General features: G+C 73.9%; 16 protein-coding genes and 2 pseudogenes. 11 read left to right on the top strand and 7 right to left on the bottom strand.

Going from position 1 to position 18044, the window contains the following annotated elements; translation table 11 throughout:
- The first annotated feature begins 51 nt into the window (after positions 1 to 51).
- A complete protein-coding gene (locus H9652_RS15985; RefSeq protein WP_191797238.1) occupies positions 52 to 1086 on the top strand; it encodes a Gfo/Idh/MocA family protein in 1035 nt (344 codons plus the stop codon).
- Positions 1087 to 1253: 167 nt separating this feature from the next.
- Positions 1254 to 2348, top strand: a complete 1095-nt coding sequence (locus H9652_RS15980; protein ID WP_191797235.1) for a Gfo/Idh/MocA family protein — start codon at positions 1254 to 1256, stop codon at positions 2346 to 2348.
- A 94-nt stretch (positions 2349 to 2442) separates the two neighbouring features.
- Here the strand turns inward: H9652_RS15980 and H9652_RS15975 are convergent, their stop codons facing one another.
- Positions 2443 to 2667 carry a hypothetical protein gene (locus H9652_RS15975; protein WP_191791796.1) on the bottom strand — a complete coding sequence of 75 codons (225 nt, stop codon included), beginning with the start codon at positions 2665 to 2667 and terminating at the stop codon, positions 2443 to 2445.
- An 88-nt stretch (positions 2668 to 2755) separates the two neighbouring features.
- On the opposite strand from H9652_RS15975, the gene H9652_RS15970 reads away from it, so the two are divergent.
- Positions 2756 to 3241 carry a MarR family winged helix-turn-helix transcriptional regulator gene (locus H9652_RS15970; RefSeq protein WP_191797233.1) on the top strand — a complete coding sequence of 162 codons (486 nt, stop codon included), beginning with the start codon at positions 2756 to 2758 and terminating at the stop codon, positions 3239 to 3241.
- Here the strand turns inward: H9652_RS15970 and H9652_RS15965 are convergent.
- Positions 3238 to 3705 (bottom strand): GNAT family N-acetyltransferase, encoded by a 468-nt coding sequence (locus H9652_RS15965; protein ID WP_318244213.1) that lies wholly within the window; start codon positions 3703 to 3705, stop codon positions 3238 to 3240. The genes H9652_RS15970 and H9652_RS15965 overlap by 4 nt on opposite strands.
- Positions 3706 to 3771: 66 nt before the next feature.
- Between H9652_RS15965 and H9652_RS15960 the strand changes: the two genes are divergently transcribed.
- On the top strand, positions 3772 to 4869 hold the full coding sequence (locus H9652_RS15960; RefSeq protein ID WP_191797231.1) for an FUSC family protein: 1098 nt from the start codon (positions 3772 to 3774) through the stop codon (positions 4867 to 4869).
- Between the two features lie 7 nt (positions 4870 to 4876).
- Here the strand turns inward: H9652_RS15960 and H9652_RS15955 are convergent, their stop codons facing one another.
- Positions 4877 to 5608 (bottom strand): HAD-IA family hydrolase, encoded by a 732-nt coding sequence (locus H9652_RS15955; protein ID WP_191797229.1) that lies wholly within the window; start codon positions 5606 to 5608, stop codon positions 4877 to 4879.
- Positions 5609 to 5693: 85 nt separating this feature from the next.
- On the opposite strand from H9652_RS15955, the pseudogene tmk reads away from it, so the two are divergent.
- Both tmk and H9652_RS15945 read left to right on the top strand, forming a co-directional pair.
- A pseudogene (tmk, locus tag H9652_RS15950) lies at positions 5694 to 6314 on the top strand (dTMP kinase); the annotation flags it as partial.
- A gap of 197 nt (positions 6315 to 6511) precedes the next feature.
- Positions 6512 to 7648 carry a DNA polymerase III subunit delta' gene (locus tag H9652_RS15945; protein ID WP_191797225.1) on the top strand — a complete coding sequence of 379 codons (1137 nt, stop codon included), beginning with the start codon at positions 6512 to 6514 and terminating at the stop codon, positions 7646 to 7648.
- 22 nt (positions 7649 to 7670) lie between these two features.
- Here H9652_RS15945 and H9652_RS15940 read toward each other — a convergent pair whose 3' ends face one another.
- Positions 7671 to 8048, bottom strand: a complete 378-nt coding sequence (locus H9652_RS15940) for a winged helix-turn-helix transcriptional regulator (RefSeq protein ID WP_191797223.1) — start codon at positions 8046 to 8048, stop codon at positions 7671 to 7673.
- A 106-nt stretch (positions 8049 to 8154) separates the two neighbouring features.
- On the opposite strand from H9652_RS15940, the pseudogene H9652_RS15935 reads away from it, so the two are divergent.
- Positions 8155 to 8724 (top strand): annotated as a pseudogene (locus tag H9652_RS15935) (NAD-dependent epimerase/dehydratase family protein); the annotation flags it as partial.
- A 35-nt stretch (positions 8725 to 8759) separates the two neighbouring features.
- Here H9652_RS15935 and H9652_RS19925 read toward each other — a convergent pair.
- Complete coding sequence (locus tag H9652_RS19925) at positions 8760 to 9014, bottom strand: hypothetical protein (RefSeq protein WP_225228348.1); 255 nt, start codon at positions 9012 to 9014, stop codon at positions 8760 to 8762.
- Between the two features lie 128 nt (positions 9015 to 9142).
- Here H9652_RS19925 and H9652_RS15930 point away from each other — a divergent pair, with 128 nt between their 5' ends.
- The 4 genes from H9652_RS15930 to H9652_RS15915 all read left to right on the top strand — a co-directional run bounded on the left by H9652_RS15930 (position 9143) and on the right by H9652_RS15915 (position 16259).
- The gene (locus tag H9652_RS15930; RefSeq protein WP_191797270.1) at positions 9143 to 9757 is read left to right on the top strand and encodes a hypothetical protein; all 615 of its coding nucleotides are present in this window, start codon (positions 9143 to 9145) and stop codon (positions 9755 to 9757) included.
- 130 nt (positions 9758 to 9887) lie between these two features.
- Positions 9888 to 10559 carry a histidine phosphatase family protein gene (locus H9652_RS15925; protein WP_191797221.1) on the top strand — a complete coding sequence of 224 codons (672 nt, stop codon included), beginning with the start codon at positions 9888 to 9890 and terminating at the stop codon, positions 10557 to 10559.
- 253 nt (positions 10560 to 10812) lie between these two features.
- Positions 10813 to 15360, top strand: coding sequence for a metallophosphoesterase (locus tag H9652_RS15920; protein ID WP_191797219.1), 4548 nt, complete (start codon positions 10813 to 10815; stop codon positions 15358 to 15360).
- 209 nt (positions 15361 to 15569) lie between these two features.
- Entirely contained in the window at positions 15570 to 16259 is a 690-nt protein-coding gene (locus H9652_RS15915; protein ID WP_191797217.1) for a PAS and ANTAR domain-containing protein, read from the top strand.
- Positions 16260 to 16277: 18 nt separating this feature from the next.
- On the opposite strand, the gene H9652_RS15910 is transcribed toward H9652_RS15915, so the two are convergent.
- Positions 16278 to 17534 carry a low temperature requirement protein A gene (locus tag H9652_RS15910; RefSeq protein ID WP_191797215.1) on the bottom strand — a complete coding sequence of 419 codons (1257 nt, stop codon included), beginning with the start codon at positions 17532 to 17534 and terminating at the stop codon, positions 16278 to 16280.
- 100 nt (positions 17535 to 17634) lie between these two features.
- Positions 17635 to 18044, bottom strand: a 410-nt coding sequence (locus tag H9652_RS15905; RefSeq protein WP_225228341.1) for a YybH family protein, incomplete at its 5' end; no start/stop codon positions are given.

Raw genomic sequence — 18044 nt, 5'->3', positions numbered from 1 at the left:
CCCCCCCCCCCCCGCGGCGGTGCTGCGGCACGGCCGCAGTAGCGTGGACGCATGGTCTCTCACGCAGTGGTGAACGTGCTCGACGCCGTCCCCGACCCCGGCGACGCCCCTCCCGTGCGCTGGGGGATCCTCGGGGCGGGGAGGATCGCGGGCTCGTTCGCCGACGAGGTGCGGGCCTTCACGCAGGGCCACGTGGCGGCGGTGGGCTCGCGCGACGAGCACCGGGCGCGGGACTTCGCGCAGCGGCACGCGCCGTCGGCGACCGTGCACGGGTCGTACGAGGCCCTCGTCGCGGACCCCGACGTCGACGTCGTGTACGTCGCGACCCCGCACTCGCACCACCGCGAGCACGGGCTGCTCGCGGTCGCGGCGGGCAAGCCGGTCCTCATGGAGAAGGCGTTCACGCGCAACGAGGCCGAGGCGCGCGAGGTCCTGGACGCGGCGCGGGCGGCGGGAGCGTTCGTCATGGAGGCCGTGCTCACGCGGCACCTGCCGCACGTCGCCGCGATCCGTGCGCTGATCGCGCAGGGGGAGATCGGCGAGGTCCGGTCGGTCACGGCGTCCTACGGCTCGAACGCGGCGTACGACCCGGCGAGCCGGCTCTTCGCGCCCGAGCTCGCGGGCGGCGCGCTGCTGGACATCGGGATCTACCCGCTCGCGTTCGCGACGGACCTCCTGGGCATGCCCGACGACGTCACGGCGGTCGGTCTGCAGGCTCCCACCGGGGTGGACGCCCAGTCGACCGTGGTGCTGCGGTACGGCGACCGGGCGACGGCGACGCTCTCGTCGTCGGTCCTGGCGCAGTCGGCGACGTCGCTCGTGGTCGCGGGCACGGGCGGCCGGATCGAGGTCGTGGACCGGTTCATGGTGCCCACGACGTTCAGCGTGGTGTGGGCCGACGGGGCGCGGCGCGAGTACGACGGGTACGCGACAGGGGCCAAGCAGTACGAGGCGGCCGAGGTCGCGCGCTGCCTGGCGGCGGGGCTGACCGAGAGCCCGCGCATGACGTGGCAGGACACGCTCGACCTGATGCGGGTCATGGACCTGGCACGCGCGCAGCTGGGGGTCGTGTACCCGGGGGAGTAGCGGTGCCGAGAACGAGGTTGGGGCCGTTCTGGCTGCGGGAACGGCCTCGATCGCGGGGTTCGACCGCGCGGAACCTCGTCCTCGGCACGGCGGCCCACCTGGGCGCCGCGCGACCACGCCTCGGGCAATACCCCGTGGCACCGCTCTCACGGGGTTAGCGTGAACCCATGAGCAACGACGCCCGCGCCGCGGCACCGACCGACCAGCCCGCCTCCCTGCCCGACCTCGTCGCGACCGCCGCCGACCTGCCCGAGGTGGTCTCCGGCGTCGTGCCCGATCCGCGGACCGCTCCCACCGTCCGCTGGGGGATCCTGGGCGCCGGAAACATCGCCGGGTCGTTCGCCGAGGCCGTGCGCGACCACACGCGGGCGCGCGTCGTGGCCGTCGGCTCGCGCGACCGCGTCCGGGCCGAGCGCTTCGCGACCGAGCACGGCATCCACACCACGCATGCCGACTACACCGAGCTCGTCGAGGACCCGCAGGTCGACGTCGTGTACGTCGCGACGCCCCACTCGCACCACCGCGACCACGCGCTGCTGGCCATCGCCGCAGGCAAGCACGTCCTCGTCGAGAAGGCGTTCACGCGCAACGAGGCCGAGGCGCGCGAGATCCTCGACGCGGCGCGGGCCGCGGGCGTCTTCGTCATGGAGGCCATGTGGACGCGGTTCCTGCCGCACGTCGCCGCGCTGCGCGGGGTGATCGCGCGCGGGGAGATCGGCGAGATCGTCAACGTCACCGCCGACCACGGCCAGTTCTTCCCGTTCGACCCCGAGCACCGGCTCTACGCCCCCGACCTCGCGGGGGGAGCGCTGCTCGACCTGGGCGTGTACCCCGTGTCGTTCGCGCACGACGTGCTGGGGGCGCCGTCGTCGGTCACGGCGGTCGGCGCGCTCACGGAGACGGGCGTCGACGGCCAGCTCGGCATCACGCTCGGCTACGGCCAGGCCATGGCCACGCTGTCGACCACGCTCTGGTCGCAGACGCCCAACGTCGCGTCGATCTCCGGGACCGCGGGGCGCATCGAGATCGAGGGCACGTTCTACGCCCCGACGTCGTTCCGCGTGATCCGGCACGACGGCGCGCAGTGGCGCTACGAGGGTTTCCGCGGCGAGGGCAAGCAGTACCAGGCGGCCGAGGTCGCGCGCTGCCTCGAGGCCGGCCTGACCGAGAGCCCGCGCATGACGTGGCAGGACACGCTCGACGTCATGCGGACCATGGACGAGATCCGCCGCCAGACGGGCGTGGTCTACCCGAACGAGTGACCTGGGTGTGTCGAGAACGGGGTTGAGGTCGTTCTGACGGGCAGAACGACCTCAACCCCGTTCTCGACGCCGCGGGCGGGGGTGGCGTGCGGGGCTAGCTCGCCGTCGGCTCGTCCGTGTGCTCGACGACGTAGCTGCGGCCGTCGGGGCCCGTCACGTACTCGAAGCGCGTCTTGAGCTCGCGGTCGCGCTCGGCCTCGGCCGCGGAGACGCCGCGCCCGGGGGAGCCCTGCTTCCCGACCTGTGCCGGTCCGAAGATCGGCAGGAACGTCTCGGTCATGCGCAGGCCCAGGGGGCGTCGTCGCTGCTTGTCGGCCATGCGCCTCTCCTCTCGAGAACGGTGCAAGTAGATGGTGCACCAATGATTGGTGTACCAAGCATAGGGGAGAACTGGCTACGATGACGACATGACCACGTCGATCGAGAGCGCCCCGCTGCCCGGCACCGACCCGCTCGCGCTCGAGTCCCAGGTCTGCTTCGCGCTGTCGGCCGGCGCCCGCGCGATGGTCGCCATGTACAGGCCGCTGCTCGAACCCCTGCGCCTGACCCACCCGCAGTACCTCGTGATGCTCGCGCTGTGGCAGGACGCCGCGGCCGGCGAGCGCACCACGGCCACGTCCCTCGCCGAGCGGCTCCACCTGGACCCCGGCACGCTCTCCCCGCTCGTGCGACGGCTCGAGACCACGGGGTACCTCACGCGCTCGCGCAACGAGCACGACGGTCGCGTCGTCGACGTGACGCTGACCCCGGCCGGGCGCGACCTCCGCACGCAGGCCGAGAAGGTGCCGCCCGCCATCACCGCCGCGACGGGTCTGACCCTCGACGAGCTCATGGAGGTCCACGCCGCGGCCTCGAAGGTCGTGTCCGCCGCGCTGCGCGCCGGCGTCATCTAGCCCGGGCGCCCGTCCCCGGGCGACATGTCGTAGGTGACCCACGGGGTTGCGGTCGCGACCGAGTCGTAGAGCCGCCTGGCCGTGGCGTTCGCCGGGTCCGTGATCCAGCGCACGACGCTCGCCCCCAGGTCCCCGGCGTGCACACCGACGGCCCCGAGCAGCAGGCGCCCGACCCCGGCCCCCCGTGCCGCCTCGGCGACGAACAGGTCGTCGAGCCAGCACCCGTGCGACCCGTCGAGCGGGCGCTCGAACGTCCGCAGCACCGCGATGCCGCCCAGGCGCGTCCCGTCCGTGGCGACCAGACCGCGGACCCCCGAGGCGCCGTCGTGCAGCCAGGACCAGACCAGGCGGTCCCGCGCCGCGTCCGCGGGCATCTCGTAGAACGCGCGGTAGCCCGCGTACAGGTCGAGCCACTCGGGCTCGTCGTCGAGGAGGACGGGGCGCACCCGCCAGGTCGTCGTCACGGCGACACCGTACCCACCCGGAGCCCGCCCCTGCGGGCCCGTCCCAGCCGTGCCTAGGGTGGCGCGATGACCACCCCTGCCCTCCCCGCCCCCCGGGCGACCCGGGCGCGCGGCCTGGCCGCCGCCGCGCTCCGCCAGTGGCACCTGCACCCCCGGTGGGCCATGGCGCTGCGCGGCGCCGTGGCCGCCGCCGTCGCCTGGGTCGTCGGGATCGTGCTGCCGCAGCCCTTCTCCGACTACCCGTACTACGCGCCCCTCGGGGCGGTCGTCGCGACCACGAGCACCGTGGCCCGCTCCGTCCGGGAGTCCTTCCAGGCGGTCGGCGCGATCGTCGTCGGGGCGCTCGTGGCGCGCGGCGTGGACCTCGTGCTCGCGCCCAGCGCCCTGTCGATCGCGCTCGTCGTCGCCGTGGCGATCCTCGTCGCAGGGTGGGGGCTCCTGGGAGACATGGGGTCGTGGGCCGTGACCTCGGCGCTGTTCGTCCTCATCATCGGGAACGCGGACAAGGTCGGGTACATGGGTGCGTACATCGGGCTCGTCCTGGTCGGGTCGCTCGTCGGGATCGGGATCAACCTGCTCTTCCCGCCGCTGCCCCTCGCGGCGTCCGACGTCGACCTCGACCGGCTCAAGGACGCCCTCGCGGACCAGCTCGACCACCTCGCGGACGGGCTCGACAGCGACGTCGCGCCCTCACCCGAGGAGTGGGACGAGCGGCGCCTGCACCTCGGTCCGGTGGTCGACCGGTCGCAGCGGTCCGCCGAGCAGGCGCGCGAGGCGGCGCACATCAACCGTCGCGCCCGCCGGTACGCGGAGGCGACCCGCGCGCAGGGCTCCCAGGCAGCCGCGCTGGGCGTCACGTCGTCGGTCGTCGGGGACCTGACACGCCTCGTCACCGGGTGGGAGAGGCAGGACCTCGACGACCTCGCGTTCGGCGAGTCCCTGCGGCCCCTCGTGCGCGACGCCCTGCGCGCGTACGCGGACGCCGTGCGGTCCACGGCCGGGGCGCTCGCGGAACCCGAGGCGCTCGACCGCGTCCGTGACACGACCGAGCGCCTGCGGCGCGCCGTGCGCGACGTGCGCAGCGGCGCGGACGAGGACTACTTCGTCGCGGGGGCGACCGTGCTCGCGATCCGGCGCGGGGTCGCGGCGCTGGGCGAGGAGTAGGTCCTCGTCAGGCGTCGGTCACGCTGATCGACCCGTCCTGCCCGACGGCGAAGCGCACCGTGTCGAGCCCGCTCGCGCCCGCGTCGGGAGCCACGGCAGCCTGCGCGAGCTGGGCGAGCGTGTGCGTGCCCTCGACGACGAGCACCGCGCACCCCGCGGCCCGGCCCGCGGCGACCCCGGCGGGCGCGTCCTCGACCACGAGGCAGCGCGACGGGTCGACGCCGAGCCGCTCGGCGCCCAGCAGGAACGGGTCCGGGTCGGGCTTGCCGTGCGTCACGTCGTCGGCCGTGACCACGACCGCGGGCGGCACGAGGCCCGACGCCCCGATGCGCGCCGCCGCGAGCGGGCGCGTGCACGACGTGACGATCGCCTGACGCGTCGCGGGGAGCGACGCGAACGCGTCGACCGTGCCCGGGAGGACGCGCACGCCCTCGGTGTCGTGGAGCTCGAGGTCGTGGATGCGGTGGTACGCCTCCTCGACCAGGTCGGCGGGCAGGAGGCGCGCGATGAACGTCCGCGCCGGGGTGCCGTGCTCGATCTGGAACGTGTCCGCGTCCGGCAGGCCGTACTCGTGCGCCCAGCGGCGCCAGTTCCGGTCGACCGCGGGCACCGAGTCGATCAGGGTGCCGTCCATGTCGAACAGGATCGCGTCGAACGTGCGCCCCGCGAACGCGACGCCCGGGGTGGGGAGCGCGGGGGAGTCGGGGAGGCCAGGACCGGGTACGGGGAGGACGGACATGCCACCGAGGCTACCGGCCGTGTCGCGCGGCCCGTCCCGTGCCGTGCGACCTTCCCTTGTCGGGTGGCCCGACTATCGTGGGCGCGTGAGCACACCCGGTTACTTCATCTCGTTCGAGGGCGGCGACGCCGTCGGCAAGTCCACCCAGTCCCGTCTCCTGGGGGAGTGGCTGGGCGAGCTGACCGGCCGCGAGGTCGTGCTGACCCGCGAACCAGGGGGTACCGAGCTGGGCGTCGAGCTGCGTCAGGCCGTGCTGCACGGCCGGGACATGGACGCCCGCACCGAGGCGCTCATCTACGCGGCCGACCGCGCGCACCACGTCGCGCACCTGGTCCGGCCCGCGCTCGAGCGGGGTGCGGTCGTCGTCACGGACCGCTACCTCGACTCGTCGGTCGCCTACCAGTCGGGTGGCCGTGAGCTGGGCGTCGACGAGGTCGAGCTCATCTCGCTGTGGGCCGTCCAAGGACTCATGCCGCACGTGACGGTCCTGCTGGACCTCGACCCCGCGGTCGCGGCCGAGCGGCTCCAGGGGAAGCCCGACCGCCTGGAGAGCGCGGGGCTCGACTTCCACCGGCGCACCCGCGAGGCGTTCCTCTCGCGTGCCGCGGCGGACCCCGAGCGGTGGGTCGTGATCGACGCGACCGCGTCGATCGACGACATCCAGGCCCAGATCCGGGTCGACCTCGCGGCCCGGCTCGAGCTCACCCCCGTGGTCGAGGAGGCCGAGGACACGGTCGAGGCGCTGCCCGACGACGGGTTCGACGACTCCGACTCCGCGATCGGCTACGCCCCGGACCTCGCCGACCTGCCGGTCACGCGTCCCGTGACGCACCCGGCGCCCGGTCCCGCCGCCGAGACGTCCGCAGGACCCGCCGCCACGGGCGCCGCAGAGACGGCCGCGCCGTGACGGTCTGGGACGACGTCGTCGGGCAGGAGCACGCGGTCGAGATGCTCTCGGCCGCGGCGACCGACCCCGCGGCCATGACCCACGGGTGGCTCCTGACCGGCCCGCCCGGCTCAGGGCGGTCCAACGCGGCCCGGGCGTTCGCCGCCGCGCTGCAGTGCGAGCAGGGCGGGTGCGGCGTGTGCCAGGCGTGCACGACCACGCTCGCGGGCACGCACGCCGACGTGACGATCGTCGCGACCGAGAAGGTGACCATCGCGATCGACGAGGTCCGCGACCTCGTGGGCGTCGCGAGCAGGCGTCCGTCCCAGGGCCGCTGGCGCGTCATCATCGTCGAGGATGCCGACCGCATGGCCGAGCGGACCACGAACGTCCTGCTCAAGGCCATCGAGGAGCCACCGCCTCGCACGGTCTGGATCCTGTGCGCGCCCAGCCCGCAGGACGTCCTGGTGACGATCCGGTCCCGCTGCCGGGGCGTCGCGCTCCGGGTCCCCCCGGTCGAGGCCGTCGCACGGCTGCTCGTCGCGCGGGACGGCGTCGACCCGGTCGTCGCCGAGGCCGCGGCGCGTGCCGCGCAGAGCCACATCGGCCTCGCCCGGCGCCTGGCCCGGGACGGCAGGGCGCGCGAGCGCAGGTCGTCGGTGCTGGCCCTCGCGCGCCGGATCCGTGGCGTCGGGGACGCCGTGGTCGCCGCGGGCGAGCTCGTCGAGGTCGCGCAGGCCGAGGCCAAGGCCGCGACCGAGGAGCGCGACGCGATCGAGAAGGCCGAGCTCCTGCGCGCCCTGGGGGTCGAGCCGGGAGGAACCATGCCGCCCCGGCTCCGGTCCCAGCTCACCGACCTCGAGAAGGACCAGAAGCGTCGCGCGACCCGTCACCAGCGCGACGTCCTCGACCGGTCGATGCTGGACCTGCTCTCGCTCTACCGCGACGTGCTCGTGGTCCAGCTCGGGGCGCAGGTCGACCTCGTCAACGCCGAGCTCGCGGAGACCGTGCAGGCGCTCGCGGAGGACTCCACGCCCGAGCAGACGGTGCGCCGCATGGACGCGATCGGCGTCGCGCGCGAGCGGCTCGGCGGCAACGTGGCGCCGCTGCTTGCGCTCGAGGCGATGGCGATCGCGCTCCGTCCGCAGGGCTGAGCGGGCCGGCAGGGGGCCGGCCTCAGACCGTCGACGCCTCGCGCGCCGCGGCGATGCGGTCGCCGTGGATCTCGCACCAGGCGCGGATCGCGTCGACGGGCTCGAGCAGGGAGCGCCCCAGGTCGGTCAGCGTGTACTCGACGCGCGGCGGGACCTCGGCGTAGACGGTGCGGGTCACGATCCCGTCCCGTTCGAGCGAGCGGAGGGTCTGCGTGAGGACCTTGGGGGTCACGGCGCCGATCTTGTCGCGCAGCTCGCCGAAGCGCAGCACGCCGGGTCGCAGCGCCATGAGGACGAGCAGGGTCCACTTGTCGCCGAGGCGCTCGACGACGAGCCGCGAGGGGCAGGACGGCGAGAACACGTCGGGCACGTCCTCGACCGGGACCGCAACAGTATCCATGAGGTAATAATGGCACGTTGAAGTCATTGGTACCCGCTGGATACTGTCGCCTCATCGCGACGCGCCAGGCGTCGCCGGCACCCCGGGTGGGGTCGAGGAGGCTGACATGAAGGTTCTGCTCACGGGTGGCACGGGGTACATCGGGTCCGCGGTGCTGACCGCGCTCACGGCGCACGGCCACGAGGTGACTGCGCTCGTCCGCAGCGAGGGGTCCGCGCGCACGGTCGAGGCCGCGGGCGCGACGCCCGTGGTCGCCGACATCACCGACACGGCCGCCGTCGGCGCGCTCCTCGTCGACGTCGACGCCGCGGTCCACGCGGCGGCCGCGAGCGACGGCACGAGCCTCGCGATCGACACCTCGGTCGTCGACGCGGTCCTCGCGACGTTCGACGGCACGACCAGGCCGTTCGTCCACACGGGCGGCATCTGGGTCTACGGGGACGGGGACGCGATCGTCGAGGACTCGCCCCTGGACCCGCCCGCGATCGTCGCGTGGCGCGTCCCGATCGAGGAGCGCCTCCTCGCGGCCGCGGCCCAGGGCGGCGTGGTCGCCTCGGTCGTCGTCCCTGGCGTCGTGTACGGCCACGGGGCGGGCATCCCGCCCCTCCTCGCGGGGGCCCCGCGCACAGGTCCCGACGGCGCCGCGCTCACCCTGGTCGGCAGCGGCACCCAGCACTGGGCGACGGTCCACGTCGACGACCTCGCCGAGCTCTACGTGCTCGCGCTCGAGCAGGGGCTCACGGGTCGCCTCCTCGGCACGGGCGACGACGGCGCCACGGTCGCCGACCTCACGCGGGCCGCGAGCCGTGCTGCCGGGCTGGGCGGCGCCGTCGGGCCGGAGAGCGACGACGCGAGCCGCGAGCGGCTCGGTACGCCCTTCGCCGACGCGCTCCTGCTCGACCAGCGCGCCGCGACCACGACGCGCTCGCGTGCGGCGGGCTGGGCGCCCACGCGGCCGTCGCTCACGCAGGAGCTCGAGACCGGGAGCTACGCGCCCGCCCCCGCGGCGCACTGCGGCCCCCCGGGCCGGGGCTGGACGCAGCCCCGGCCCTCCGGGAGGATGTGGCGACCCGCCCCGCGACGAGAGCGAGACCATGGCCGACAGTGCTTCCCCCCGGACGTCCGACCGTCGCGAGGCCCGCGCCCGCGACGAGGGCAAGGCCGGTGCGCTCGCCCTGACGGGTGCCGTGATCGCCTGGGGCCTCGCGCTGATCCACCTCGTCAACGGCTTCACCCGGCCGCTCGGGCTCGTCGACGTGCGCCTTCTCGACGCCGCCAGGGCCACCGGTGCCGCGGAGGTCGGGACCGACGAGGTCGGGGTGACCGCCGTCCTGGGGGAGTCCATGCCCTGGACCGACGTCTACCTCCACCGCCCCCTCGACAAGGTCGACCTGATCGCGTTCTTCGCGCTGGCCGGCGTCGCGCTGTTCCTCACCTACCTGCTCGCCCGGCGAGGCCCGCGAGGAGCGCGCGCCGTCCTGCACGGCACGGCGACTGCCGGCTGGCTCGGGATCGTGCTCGTCGCCGTGGGCGTCGTGCCGGCGCTCGCCCAGGAGCAGGGCACCCTCGTGCGCCTCGCCGACGCCGGCCTCTCGGACGTCCTCGCCCCGGCACACCCGGACCTCGGGTGGGGGTGGATCGTCGCGGGGATCGGCGTGACGTTCGTGGTCCCGGCCCTTCGGAGGGCGTCGCGGCGGGGTCGCGCCTGACAGGACGGGAGGCACGCGACGTTCATCGGATCGTCGTGCGGGCGCCCCGCGGGGGACACCGCGGCGCCGGACGTCGGGGCTAGCGTCGCGAGCGACAACGCACCGGACCACCGGAAAGGGCACTTCGACGATGACCCTCACACTGACGCTCGTCCGCCACGGCCAGACCGTCCTCAACGCCCGCCGCCACCTGCAGGGCGCGTGCGACTCGCCGCTCACGCGGACGGGCCGCGCGGGGGTGCGCGTCACCGCGCAGCACCTCTCGCGCCACGAGTTCGACGCCGCCTACTCCTCGCCCCAGGGGCGCGCCGTGCTCACGGCGATCGAGATACTGCGTCACCACCCCGGCCTGAGGCTCTCGGTCGACGAGGACCTGCGCGAGCTGTCCTTCGGCACGTTCGAGCGACGGCCCGAGCGAGAGCTCGACGCGGTCGTCCCGTGGAGCACCCTCGTGCCCGCGGTGCTCGCGGGCACCCACCCGGGCATCGGCGGGGGAGAGCCCGGTGCGGAGTTCATGGCGCGCGTGCGGGCGGTCCTCGACCGCATCGTCGCGGCGCACGACGACGCGGCGGGCGCGGGCCGTGACGAGCACGTGCTCGTCGTGGGCCACGGGCTGACGCTCGGCGCGATGCTCGCGACGATCGACCCGACTGGGCTCGTCGCGCTGCCCAACGCCTCGGTCTCGACGGTCGAGGTCTCGGGCGGTGTCGCGCGCGTCGTCGCCGCGGGGATCGACGTCGCCGGGCATGGATCGCTCGCTGTGTCACTGGCGGCCCCGGCCGCGGCGCCGCTGTCCGCCTGAGGTCCGCCTGAGGCCGGCCGGGCGTCCGCCGGGCACTCGCGGCACGTCCGCCGAGGGCTGCCGCGCATACGGTGCCGGACCGCCGCCCGCCCGCTGCCGACCGCCCGGTGAGGCGTGCGTCACTCCTGCCCCGGAACGGGTGCCTCGGTCATCCGTCGTTCAGGTACCCGACATGTCGGGCCACCTCCGGTTCACACCGGTTTCCTATGGTCCAGCGGAACCCCCACGACCGGGAAAGACCGGAGGAACCCGCATGTCCCTGACCAGACGACTCACCGGCTGCGTCGCCGTGGTGTCGATCGGCCTCACGACGGCCGTCGGCACCGCGGCGGTCGCGACGGCCGGTGCGCCGACAGCGCCCACGGCCCTGGCGGCCCTGCCCCACGCTGCCGCGAGCACGCCGTTCCCGCTCTTCGTCTCCGAGCTCGCCCCGGACAACGCCGGCGTCGACGACTTCGAGTACGTCGAGCTCTTCAACCGCTCGGACGCGCCGGTGGACCTGACGGCAGCGGGCATCGGGCTCGCGTACACGTACGCCGACTCGGACGACCGCTCGCGCGACGTGCCGCTGAACGTCCCGGCGGGCACGGTCGTGCCGGCCGGGCAGGCCGTGGTCCTGTGGCTCGACTACACGTCGGGCAACGTCGACACCTCGGTCCGCACCGAGCAGGACTTCCGCGACCACTACGCCGCCGCGGGCGCGACCGCGAGCGACTACGTGCTCGTGCGGGTGAGCGGCCAGGCGGGCATGGCCAACGGTGGGGACCGTGGCATCCGCGTCCTCGGGCCCGACGGCGCGTCCCCCACCTGGTCGTTCTACCCGGCCGGGTCGGTCGCGGCCGGGCGCACGGCGCACTTCCAGGTGCCGGCCGCAGGTGCGGCGTCGGCGGGGCTGCTCGAGGCGAAGGGCGTCCCGTCACCCGGGGTCGTCGCGCCCGAGGCGCTCGCCCCGGCGCCCACCCCCGCGCCGACGGACCCGCCGACGGACCAGCCGACCGACCCGACGCCCGGCCCGGGCGAGACCCCGACCGACCCGCCCACGACCGAGCCCGCCCCGGGGAACGGCGCGCACCTCCAGGTGACCGAGCTCCTGCCGGACTCCTCGAACGTGGGCACCGGGGACGGCTACGAGTTCGTCGAGCTGTACAACGCGTCGAGCACCCCCGTGGACTTCGACGACTACACGCTGAACTACCTCTACCCGCTCGACGACCTGACCAACAGCCAGGTCGTGGAGTGGCCTGCCGTGCCGGGCGACGTCGTCGTGCCCGCGGGCGGGACGCTCGTGCTGTGGGTCAAGAACGGCCAGAACGACCACCTCACCGGGGCCGACTTCAACGCGAAGTTCGGCACGCACCTGGTGGCCGGGACCGACCTGCTGGAGATCCACTCGGGCGGTATGGCCAACGGTTCGCCCCGTGGGCTGGAGATCGCGACCCGCACGGGCTTCGCGCTCAACCGCGCCTACTACAACCTGGGCGGCGTGAAGGACCCTGTCGCGGACCGCGGCATCCAGTACGCGGCCGACGCCGCCGACGCCATGGTCCAGCGCAAGATCGGCGTGAGCGCCGCGACGCCCGGCGCGGTCTCGGCCGCGCAGAGGCCCGCCACGCCCGTCGAGGTCCCGGCCGACACGGTCACGCCGAAGGTCGCGGACACGACCCCGGCGCAGGTCGACCCGGCCGACGAGCTCGCGATCGAGGCGACCGTGACCGACGACGTCCAGGTGCGCTCGGTGCGGCTGCTGCTGCGCAGCGACGTCGACGCCGACTACCAGCGGATCGACCTGACGGTGGGCCTCGCCGCGGACGGGTCCGGTGCCCGGACGGCGTTCCGGCACGCGATCCACCCGGCCGACCTCACGGGCAAGCGCTGGTACGAGTACGTGCTGGTCGCCTCCGACGGCACCCACCAGACCCGCACGACCCCGCGCCGGATCGAGATCACGGGGGTCGACACGGCGCCCGTGCGCCTGAACGTGGACGAGGGCGAGTTCGTCACGGGCACGACGCCCGTCGCCGCTGCGGGCGACACGTACCCGAGCCCGCTGTCGCTCACGATCGACGGCACGAGCGTCGCCCCCGTGGCACCCGCGCTCGAGGACGAGCCCGTCTTCGCGTTCGAGGCCGGCGGCGTCAACACCTTCTTCCGCAACGGCGTGCTGTCGGGCGGCGAGGTGCTGAACATCTTCGACGACGGCATCTACGAGGGCTACGAGACGATCGCGACCGACGTGCCGCTGCGCATGGTGCGCCAGGGCGACGAGCTCGTCGTGAGCGTCTACGCGGGCACCAAGGCGGCCCCGGAGATCGACCCCGACGAGAACAACGACGACTTCCAGATCAAGAACCTTCGCCTGGTCCTGCCCGACGGCCGCACGCTGCGCCCCGCCGGGTACGACGACCCGACCACGGTCCTCCAGATGGGCGACAGCGTCGGCAAGCTCGACTTCCTCGACGCCCGCTTCACGCTCCCGGACGACGCCTTCACCGCGGTGTCCCACGCCTGGGACACCACGGCCGCGGCCGACGGCGAGCACACGGTCGCCGCGACCGACGGTACCGGCTCGGCGCGCGCCACCGTGGTCGTCGACAACACGAGCCCGGTCATCGCGACCGACGCCGTGGACGGTACGGACTACCGCGGCGAGTTCACGCTCGACGCGTCCGCGACCGACACGGGCTCGGGGCTCGCGTCGCTCACCGCGACGCTCGACGGCCAGGCCGTCACGCTCCCGTACGCGACGTCCTCGCTCGTCCTGCCCGACGGCGAGCACACGTTCGCGCTGACGGCGCGCGACGTCGTCGGGAACCGGAGCGAGCGGACCGTGACCTTCACGACCCCGGTCGAGAACCCCGGTTCCGAGGCCGTCTCGCCCGCGGGCGGTACGACGGTCGAGGGCGAGGAGGTCGAGCTGCGCGCCAAGGTCGCCGACCCGAGCGGCGACCGCCTCGACGTCTCGTTCCGCGAGGGCTACCGGCTCGACGACGAGGACGCGGCGGTCGTGACGACGTCGGGCACGACGCGTGTCGCCGCCGACGCCGCGCTCGCCCTGCCCGGACCCGGCGCCCGCGCCGGCGGCGCGACCACGGCCTCCGACTCCCAGTTCCCCTACCGGACCTACCAGGTCACGATCCCCGAGGACGCCGGCGAGGACTACGCGACGCGCCTCACGTGGGACGGGTCGGCCAACGCCGACGCCAAGGTGATCCTGTACGTGCTCAACACCGCGACGGGCGACTGGGACGAGGTCGACCGGCACGTCACCGCAGCCGCGGCGACCGAGCCCGAGGCGTTCACCCTCGCCGCGACCGTCCCCGCGAAGGACCACGCGCGGGACGGCGTCCTCACGGTGCTCGTGCAGCACTCCGAGGGCTTCGCGGGCGAGGACCTCTCGACGCGCCAGACGCCCGTGACCCCGAACCACCCCGAGGACACGCCGCGCTCGTCGTACGACTTCACGCTCGGCTGGGAGTCCGACACCCAGTACTACAACGACTCGTACTACGACCGTCAGCTCGACATCCACGACTACTTCCTCGACCAGCGGGACGACGTCAACCTGCAGTACGTCTTCCACACGGGCGACATCGTGGACAACCACACCCAGCCCCACCAGTGGGCCAACGCGGACGCGGCGTACTCGATGCTCGACGACGCCGGACTGCCCTACGGGGTGCTCGCGGGCAACCACGACGTGGGCCACAAGGAGATCGACTACGGGCCGTACTCTCAGCTCTTCGGCGAGGCCCGCTACGCGGCCAACCCCTGGTACGGCGGCTCGTACCAGGACAACCGCGGGCACTACGACCTGATCACTGCGGGCGGCATCGACTTCCTCATGCTCTACATGGGCTGGGGGCCGGGTGACGACGAGATCGCGTGGATGAACGAGGTCCTCGCGCGCTACCCCGAGCGCGAGGCGATCATCAACCTGCACGAGTACATGCTCACGACCGGTGGCCTGGGCCCCGTGCCGCAGCGCATCTACGACGAGGTCGTGGCGACCAACCCGAACGTCAAGATGGTCTTCTCGGGCCACTACCACGACGCGTTCACGCGGGTCGACGCGTTCGACGACGACGGGGACGGCGTGACCGACCGCTCGGTCCACCAGATCCTCTTCGACTACCAGGGCCTCCCCGAGGGCGGTCAGTCGTTCCTGCGGCTGCTCCAGTTCGACAACCAGGGGCGGACGGTCCACGCCCGGACGTACTCGCCGTACCTCGACCGGTACGGGTCCGACGACCCGTCGCTCGCCCCCGAGCACCAGGACTTCGTGATCCCGTACGCGGCGCTCGGCATCGAGCCGCGGACCAAGACCCTCACGTCGGACGCGTTCACCGCCGAGGTCCTCATGACGCGGTCCATCGCCGAGTTCGACGACGTCGAGAGCGGCACCGAGCTGTCCGCGACCTGGCAGCGCCCCGGCGCGGGCGAGCACGGCTGGTACGTCGTGACCGCCGACCCGTACGGCGGCACCGACTCCTCGGAGGTGTACCTGGTGAACTTCGCCGAGGTCACCGGCGGCGGTGACGGTGACGGCGGTTCGACGGGCGGCACGGGCGGTACGGGCGGTGGGGGAGCCGGTGGCTCGACCACCGACCCGGGAGCGGGATCCGGCACCGGCGGGAGCGCCGGCAACGGTTCCCGGCTTCCCGCGACCGGGACCCAGGCGGGTCTCCTCGTCGGGCTCGCGCTGCTGCTCGTCGCGGGCGGCGGAGTGCTCGTCGCGCGCACCCGGCGCACGGCGAGCGCCCCCGCGAGCGGTGCGGGGGACACGGGCGACGACGCGCCGTAGCGCGCGCCACGCCCACGCCCGACGGCGCCGCGCCCCGGTCCGTCCGGCTCGCCGCCGGTGGTGCTCGGCCCCGGCGGGCCGTGCGCGGACCTGCGACCCGGAGCCCCGGACGGGGACCTGTTGCGCTCCGACCCGGCGTGCCTACCATCGGAAAGATGGGACTCTGGGGGAGGGCAGCCCGCAGGGGTGCACTGGGGAGCGTCGACACGATGGCACAGGACACGACGGACGAGAACGACCAAGGGCTCGTGGCGGCCCTCCTGGCCGGAGGGCGGCAACCCGTCGCGCGGTACACGCTCGACGTCCCCACCGGCAGGTGGTGGTGGTCGGACGAGCTGTTCGAGATGCACGGGTTCGCGCCCCACGAGGTCGTCCCGACGACCCAGCTCATGCTCGCCCACAAGCACCCCGACGACGTCACCCGCGTCGCGGAGATCCTCGCCGACGTGACCCGTACCGGAGCACCGTTCAGCGGCATGCACCGGATCATCGACGCCACCGGGCGGACCCGGATCCTCGGGGTGGTCGGGCAGGGCGACGTCGACCCGGCGAGCGGTGAGGTCACACAGGTCACGGGCTACTTCATGGATCTCACGGACTCGCAGGAGGCCTTCGCGCAGGCGCACGCCACGCAGGCGGTCTCGGCGTCCGCGGCCCGGCGGGCGACGATCGAGCAGGCCAAGGGCGCGCTCATGGTCGTCTACGGCCTCGACGACGCCGAGGCGTTCGAGGTCCTGCGGCACCACTCGTCGGTCACCAACGAGCCCGTCCGCGACCTGGCCACGCGTCTGCTCGCGAGCCTGGCAGGCGATCACGACGGGGCGTCGCTCATGCGCGAGGACCTGGACCACTTCTTCGAGGCGCCCAGGCCACCGACGCGGGCGAACCAGGTCGGCTAGGGACGCCGTCGGGCAGTCTCAGGCGGAGGGCGTGCCACCGGCGGCGGACGCGCGTCGCGAGAGCGCGACGTCCCCCAGGATCACCGCGAGCAGCACGCCGTTCGAGACCCAGTTGACCGCGAGCGGCGACAGCACCGGGTACGAGGCGTAGAGCAGGCCCAGCGCAGCCACGCCCGCGAGGTGCGGCACCGACCACGGCCCGCCCGTCGCACGCCGGAACAGCGTGTTCCCCACGAGGTAGACCATGCCGGCGCCACAGATCAGCGCGGCCGTCCACGGGTCGGAGTGCCCCGCGTCCTCGTGGCCCAGAGGGTGCAGCAGGACGATCTCGTCCGCGACGGCCGTGAGCACGATCCCGACCACGAGCAGGTACGGGACGTACGTGTACGCCGTCTGCGCGATCATGCCGGGCGAGTCGGACCCCGCGAAGAACGCCGTCGCCCGCCGCTCGGAGCGGTCGAAGTACAGCAGCCACATGAGGACCGTCGACGCGAAGGCCGCGAGGAACGCGAGGAGCACCGTGCCCGTCAGCTCGAGCTCCCCGAACGCGGTCCCCGTGACGATGATCGACTCGCCCAGGCTGATGATGATGAACAGTCCGACGCGCTCGGCCATGTGCCCGCCGCGCACGACCCACGTCGCGGGATCGGTGGGCCCCAGCACCGGGACCCGGAACAGCGCGCGGGGTCCCGCGTAGTCGACGAGCACCGCCGCGACCCACAGGAGCAGGCGCCACGACCCGTCCGGGGCCAGGGCACCCGCGACCCACAGGATCCCCGAGGACACCTGCCACACCGTGATGCGCACGAAGTTCGTGCCGTTCTCCGGCCAGTGCCGGTGGAGCGCGTACGCCGTCCACGCCGAGCGCCCCACCTGGATCGCGACGAACGTCCCCGCGAACAGCAGCGCCTTGTCGCCGAACGCCTCGGGGATCGCGCTCGACATGAGCAGCCCCAGCAGCATGAGGACGATCAGCAGGGTCCGCACGGGCGTGCGTTCGGGGTCGAGCCAGTTGGTGACCCACGTCGTGTCGATCCACAGGTACCAGACCGCGGCTCCGAGGACGAGCGTCTGGACCAGGGTCGTGCCGTCGGGGTGGGCGATGAGCGAGTGCGAGAGCTGGGTGACCGCGAAGACGAACACCAGGTCGAAGAACAGCTCGACGTAGCCGACCTTGTCCGAGTCGTGGCCGTGGCCGTGACGCAGCACGTCGGTACGCATGCCCCAGGAACCGGGCGGGCCGGAGGGGGCCGTGCGGGGCGCGGCGGCGCTCATGGTCGCGATCCTCGCACGCGGGGCACGCGGCGGCGCGGGGTGCAGGTCGATGCGCACGACGACGTGGGCCGGGCCGGCCGGGCCGGCCGGGCCGGGCGCTTCAGGTCGCGGTGTACGGCTTGCTGGGCCAGTACGCCCACTCCGCGAAGTCCTCGACGCGGCCGTCGTCCGCGAACCGCAGGATCCACAGGTCGCGGTACTCCTGCGGCGTCGGCCCGTCGTAGCGGACCTCGACCCGGACGACCGCGGCGAGCCCGTCGACCGCGACGGGCTGGGCCGTCATGGTGAACGTCTCCCCGGCGTCGGCGAGCCAGAAGTCGCGGATCGCGTCGTGCCCGCGCAGCGGGTCGTCGTAGGGCGACCGCGCATAGGTGGCGTCCTCGGTGAACAGCGACGCGACGGCCCCCCGGTCCTCGCCGCGCCAGGCCGCCTCGTAGGCAGCCACCCAGCTCATGACGGACTCGCGGTCCATGCGTACCTCCGGGGGTGGGGTCCGGCCGGGGGGGGCGG

The sequence above is a fragment of the Oerskovia rustica genome (assembly GCF_014836555.1).
In the GTDB taxonomy this organism is placed as follows: domain Bacteria; phylum Actinomycetota; class Actinomycetes; order Actinomycetales; family Cellulomonadaceae; genus Oerskovia; species Oerskovia rustica.
Note: the sequence above shows the minus strand (reverse complement) of the source record. Positions and strands in the feature narration are given on the sequence as shown.

What these genes read in the sequence shown, in the direction of transcription:
- H9652_RS15985 (WP_191797238.1), top strand. Translation starts at nt 52, where the DNA reads ATGGTCTCTCACGCAGTGGTGAACGTGCTCGACGCCGTCCCCGACCCC.
- H9652_RS15980 (WP_191797235.1), top strand. Translation starts at nt 1,254, where the DNA reads ATGAGCAACGACGCCCGCGCCGCGGCACCGACCGACCAGCCCGCCTCC.
- H9652_RS15975 (WP_191791796.1), bottom strand. Translation starts at nt 2,667, where the DNA reads ATGGCCGACAAGCAGCGACGACGCCCCCTGGGCCTGCGCATGACCGAG.
- H9652_RS15970 (WP_191797233.1), top strand. Translation starts at nt 2,756, where the DNA reads ATGACCACGTCGATCGAGAGCGCCCCGCTGCCCGGCACCGACCCGCTC.
- H9652_RS15960 (WP_191797231.1), top strand. Translation starts at nt 3,772, where the DNA reads ATGACCACCCCTGCCCTCCCCGCCCCCCGGGCGACCCGGGCGCGCGGC.
- H9652_RS15955 (WP_191797229.1), bottom strand. Translation starts at nt 5,608, where the DNA reads ATGTCCGTCCTCCCCGTACCCGGTCCTGGCCTCCCCGACTCCCCCGCG.
- H9652_RS15940 (WP_191797223.1), bottom strand. Translation starts at nt 8,048, where the DNA reads ATGGATACTGTTGCGGTCCCGGTCGAGGACGTGCCCGACGTGTTCTCG.
- H9652_RS15930 (WP_191797270.1), top strand. Translation starts at nt 9,143, where the DNA reads ATGGCCGACAGTGCTTCCCCCCGGACGTCCGACCGTCGCGAGGCCCGC.
- H9652_RS15925 (WP_191797221.1), top strand. Translation starts at nt 9,888, where the DNA reads ATGACCCTCACACTGACGCTCGTCCGCCACGGCCAGACCGTCCTCAAC.
- H9652_RS15920 (WP_191797219.1), top strand. Translation starts at nt 10,813, where the DNA reads ATGTCCCTGACCAGACGACTCACCGGCTGCGTCGCCGTGGTGTCGATC.
- H9652_RS15915 (WP_191797217.1), top strand. Translation starts at nt 15,570, where the DNA reads ATGGCACAGGACACGACGGACGAGAACGACCAAGGGCTCGTGGCGGCC.
- H9652_RS15910 (WP_191797215.1), bottom strand. Translation starts at nt 17,534, where the DNA reads ATGAGCGCCGCCGCGCCCCGCACGGCCCCCTCCGGCCCGCCCGGTTCC.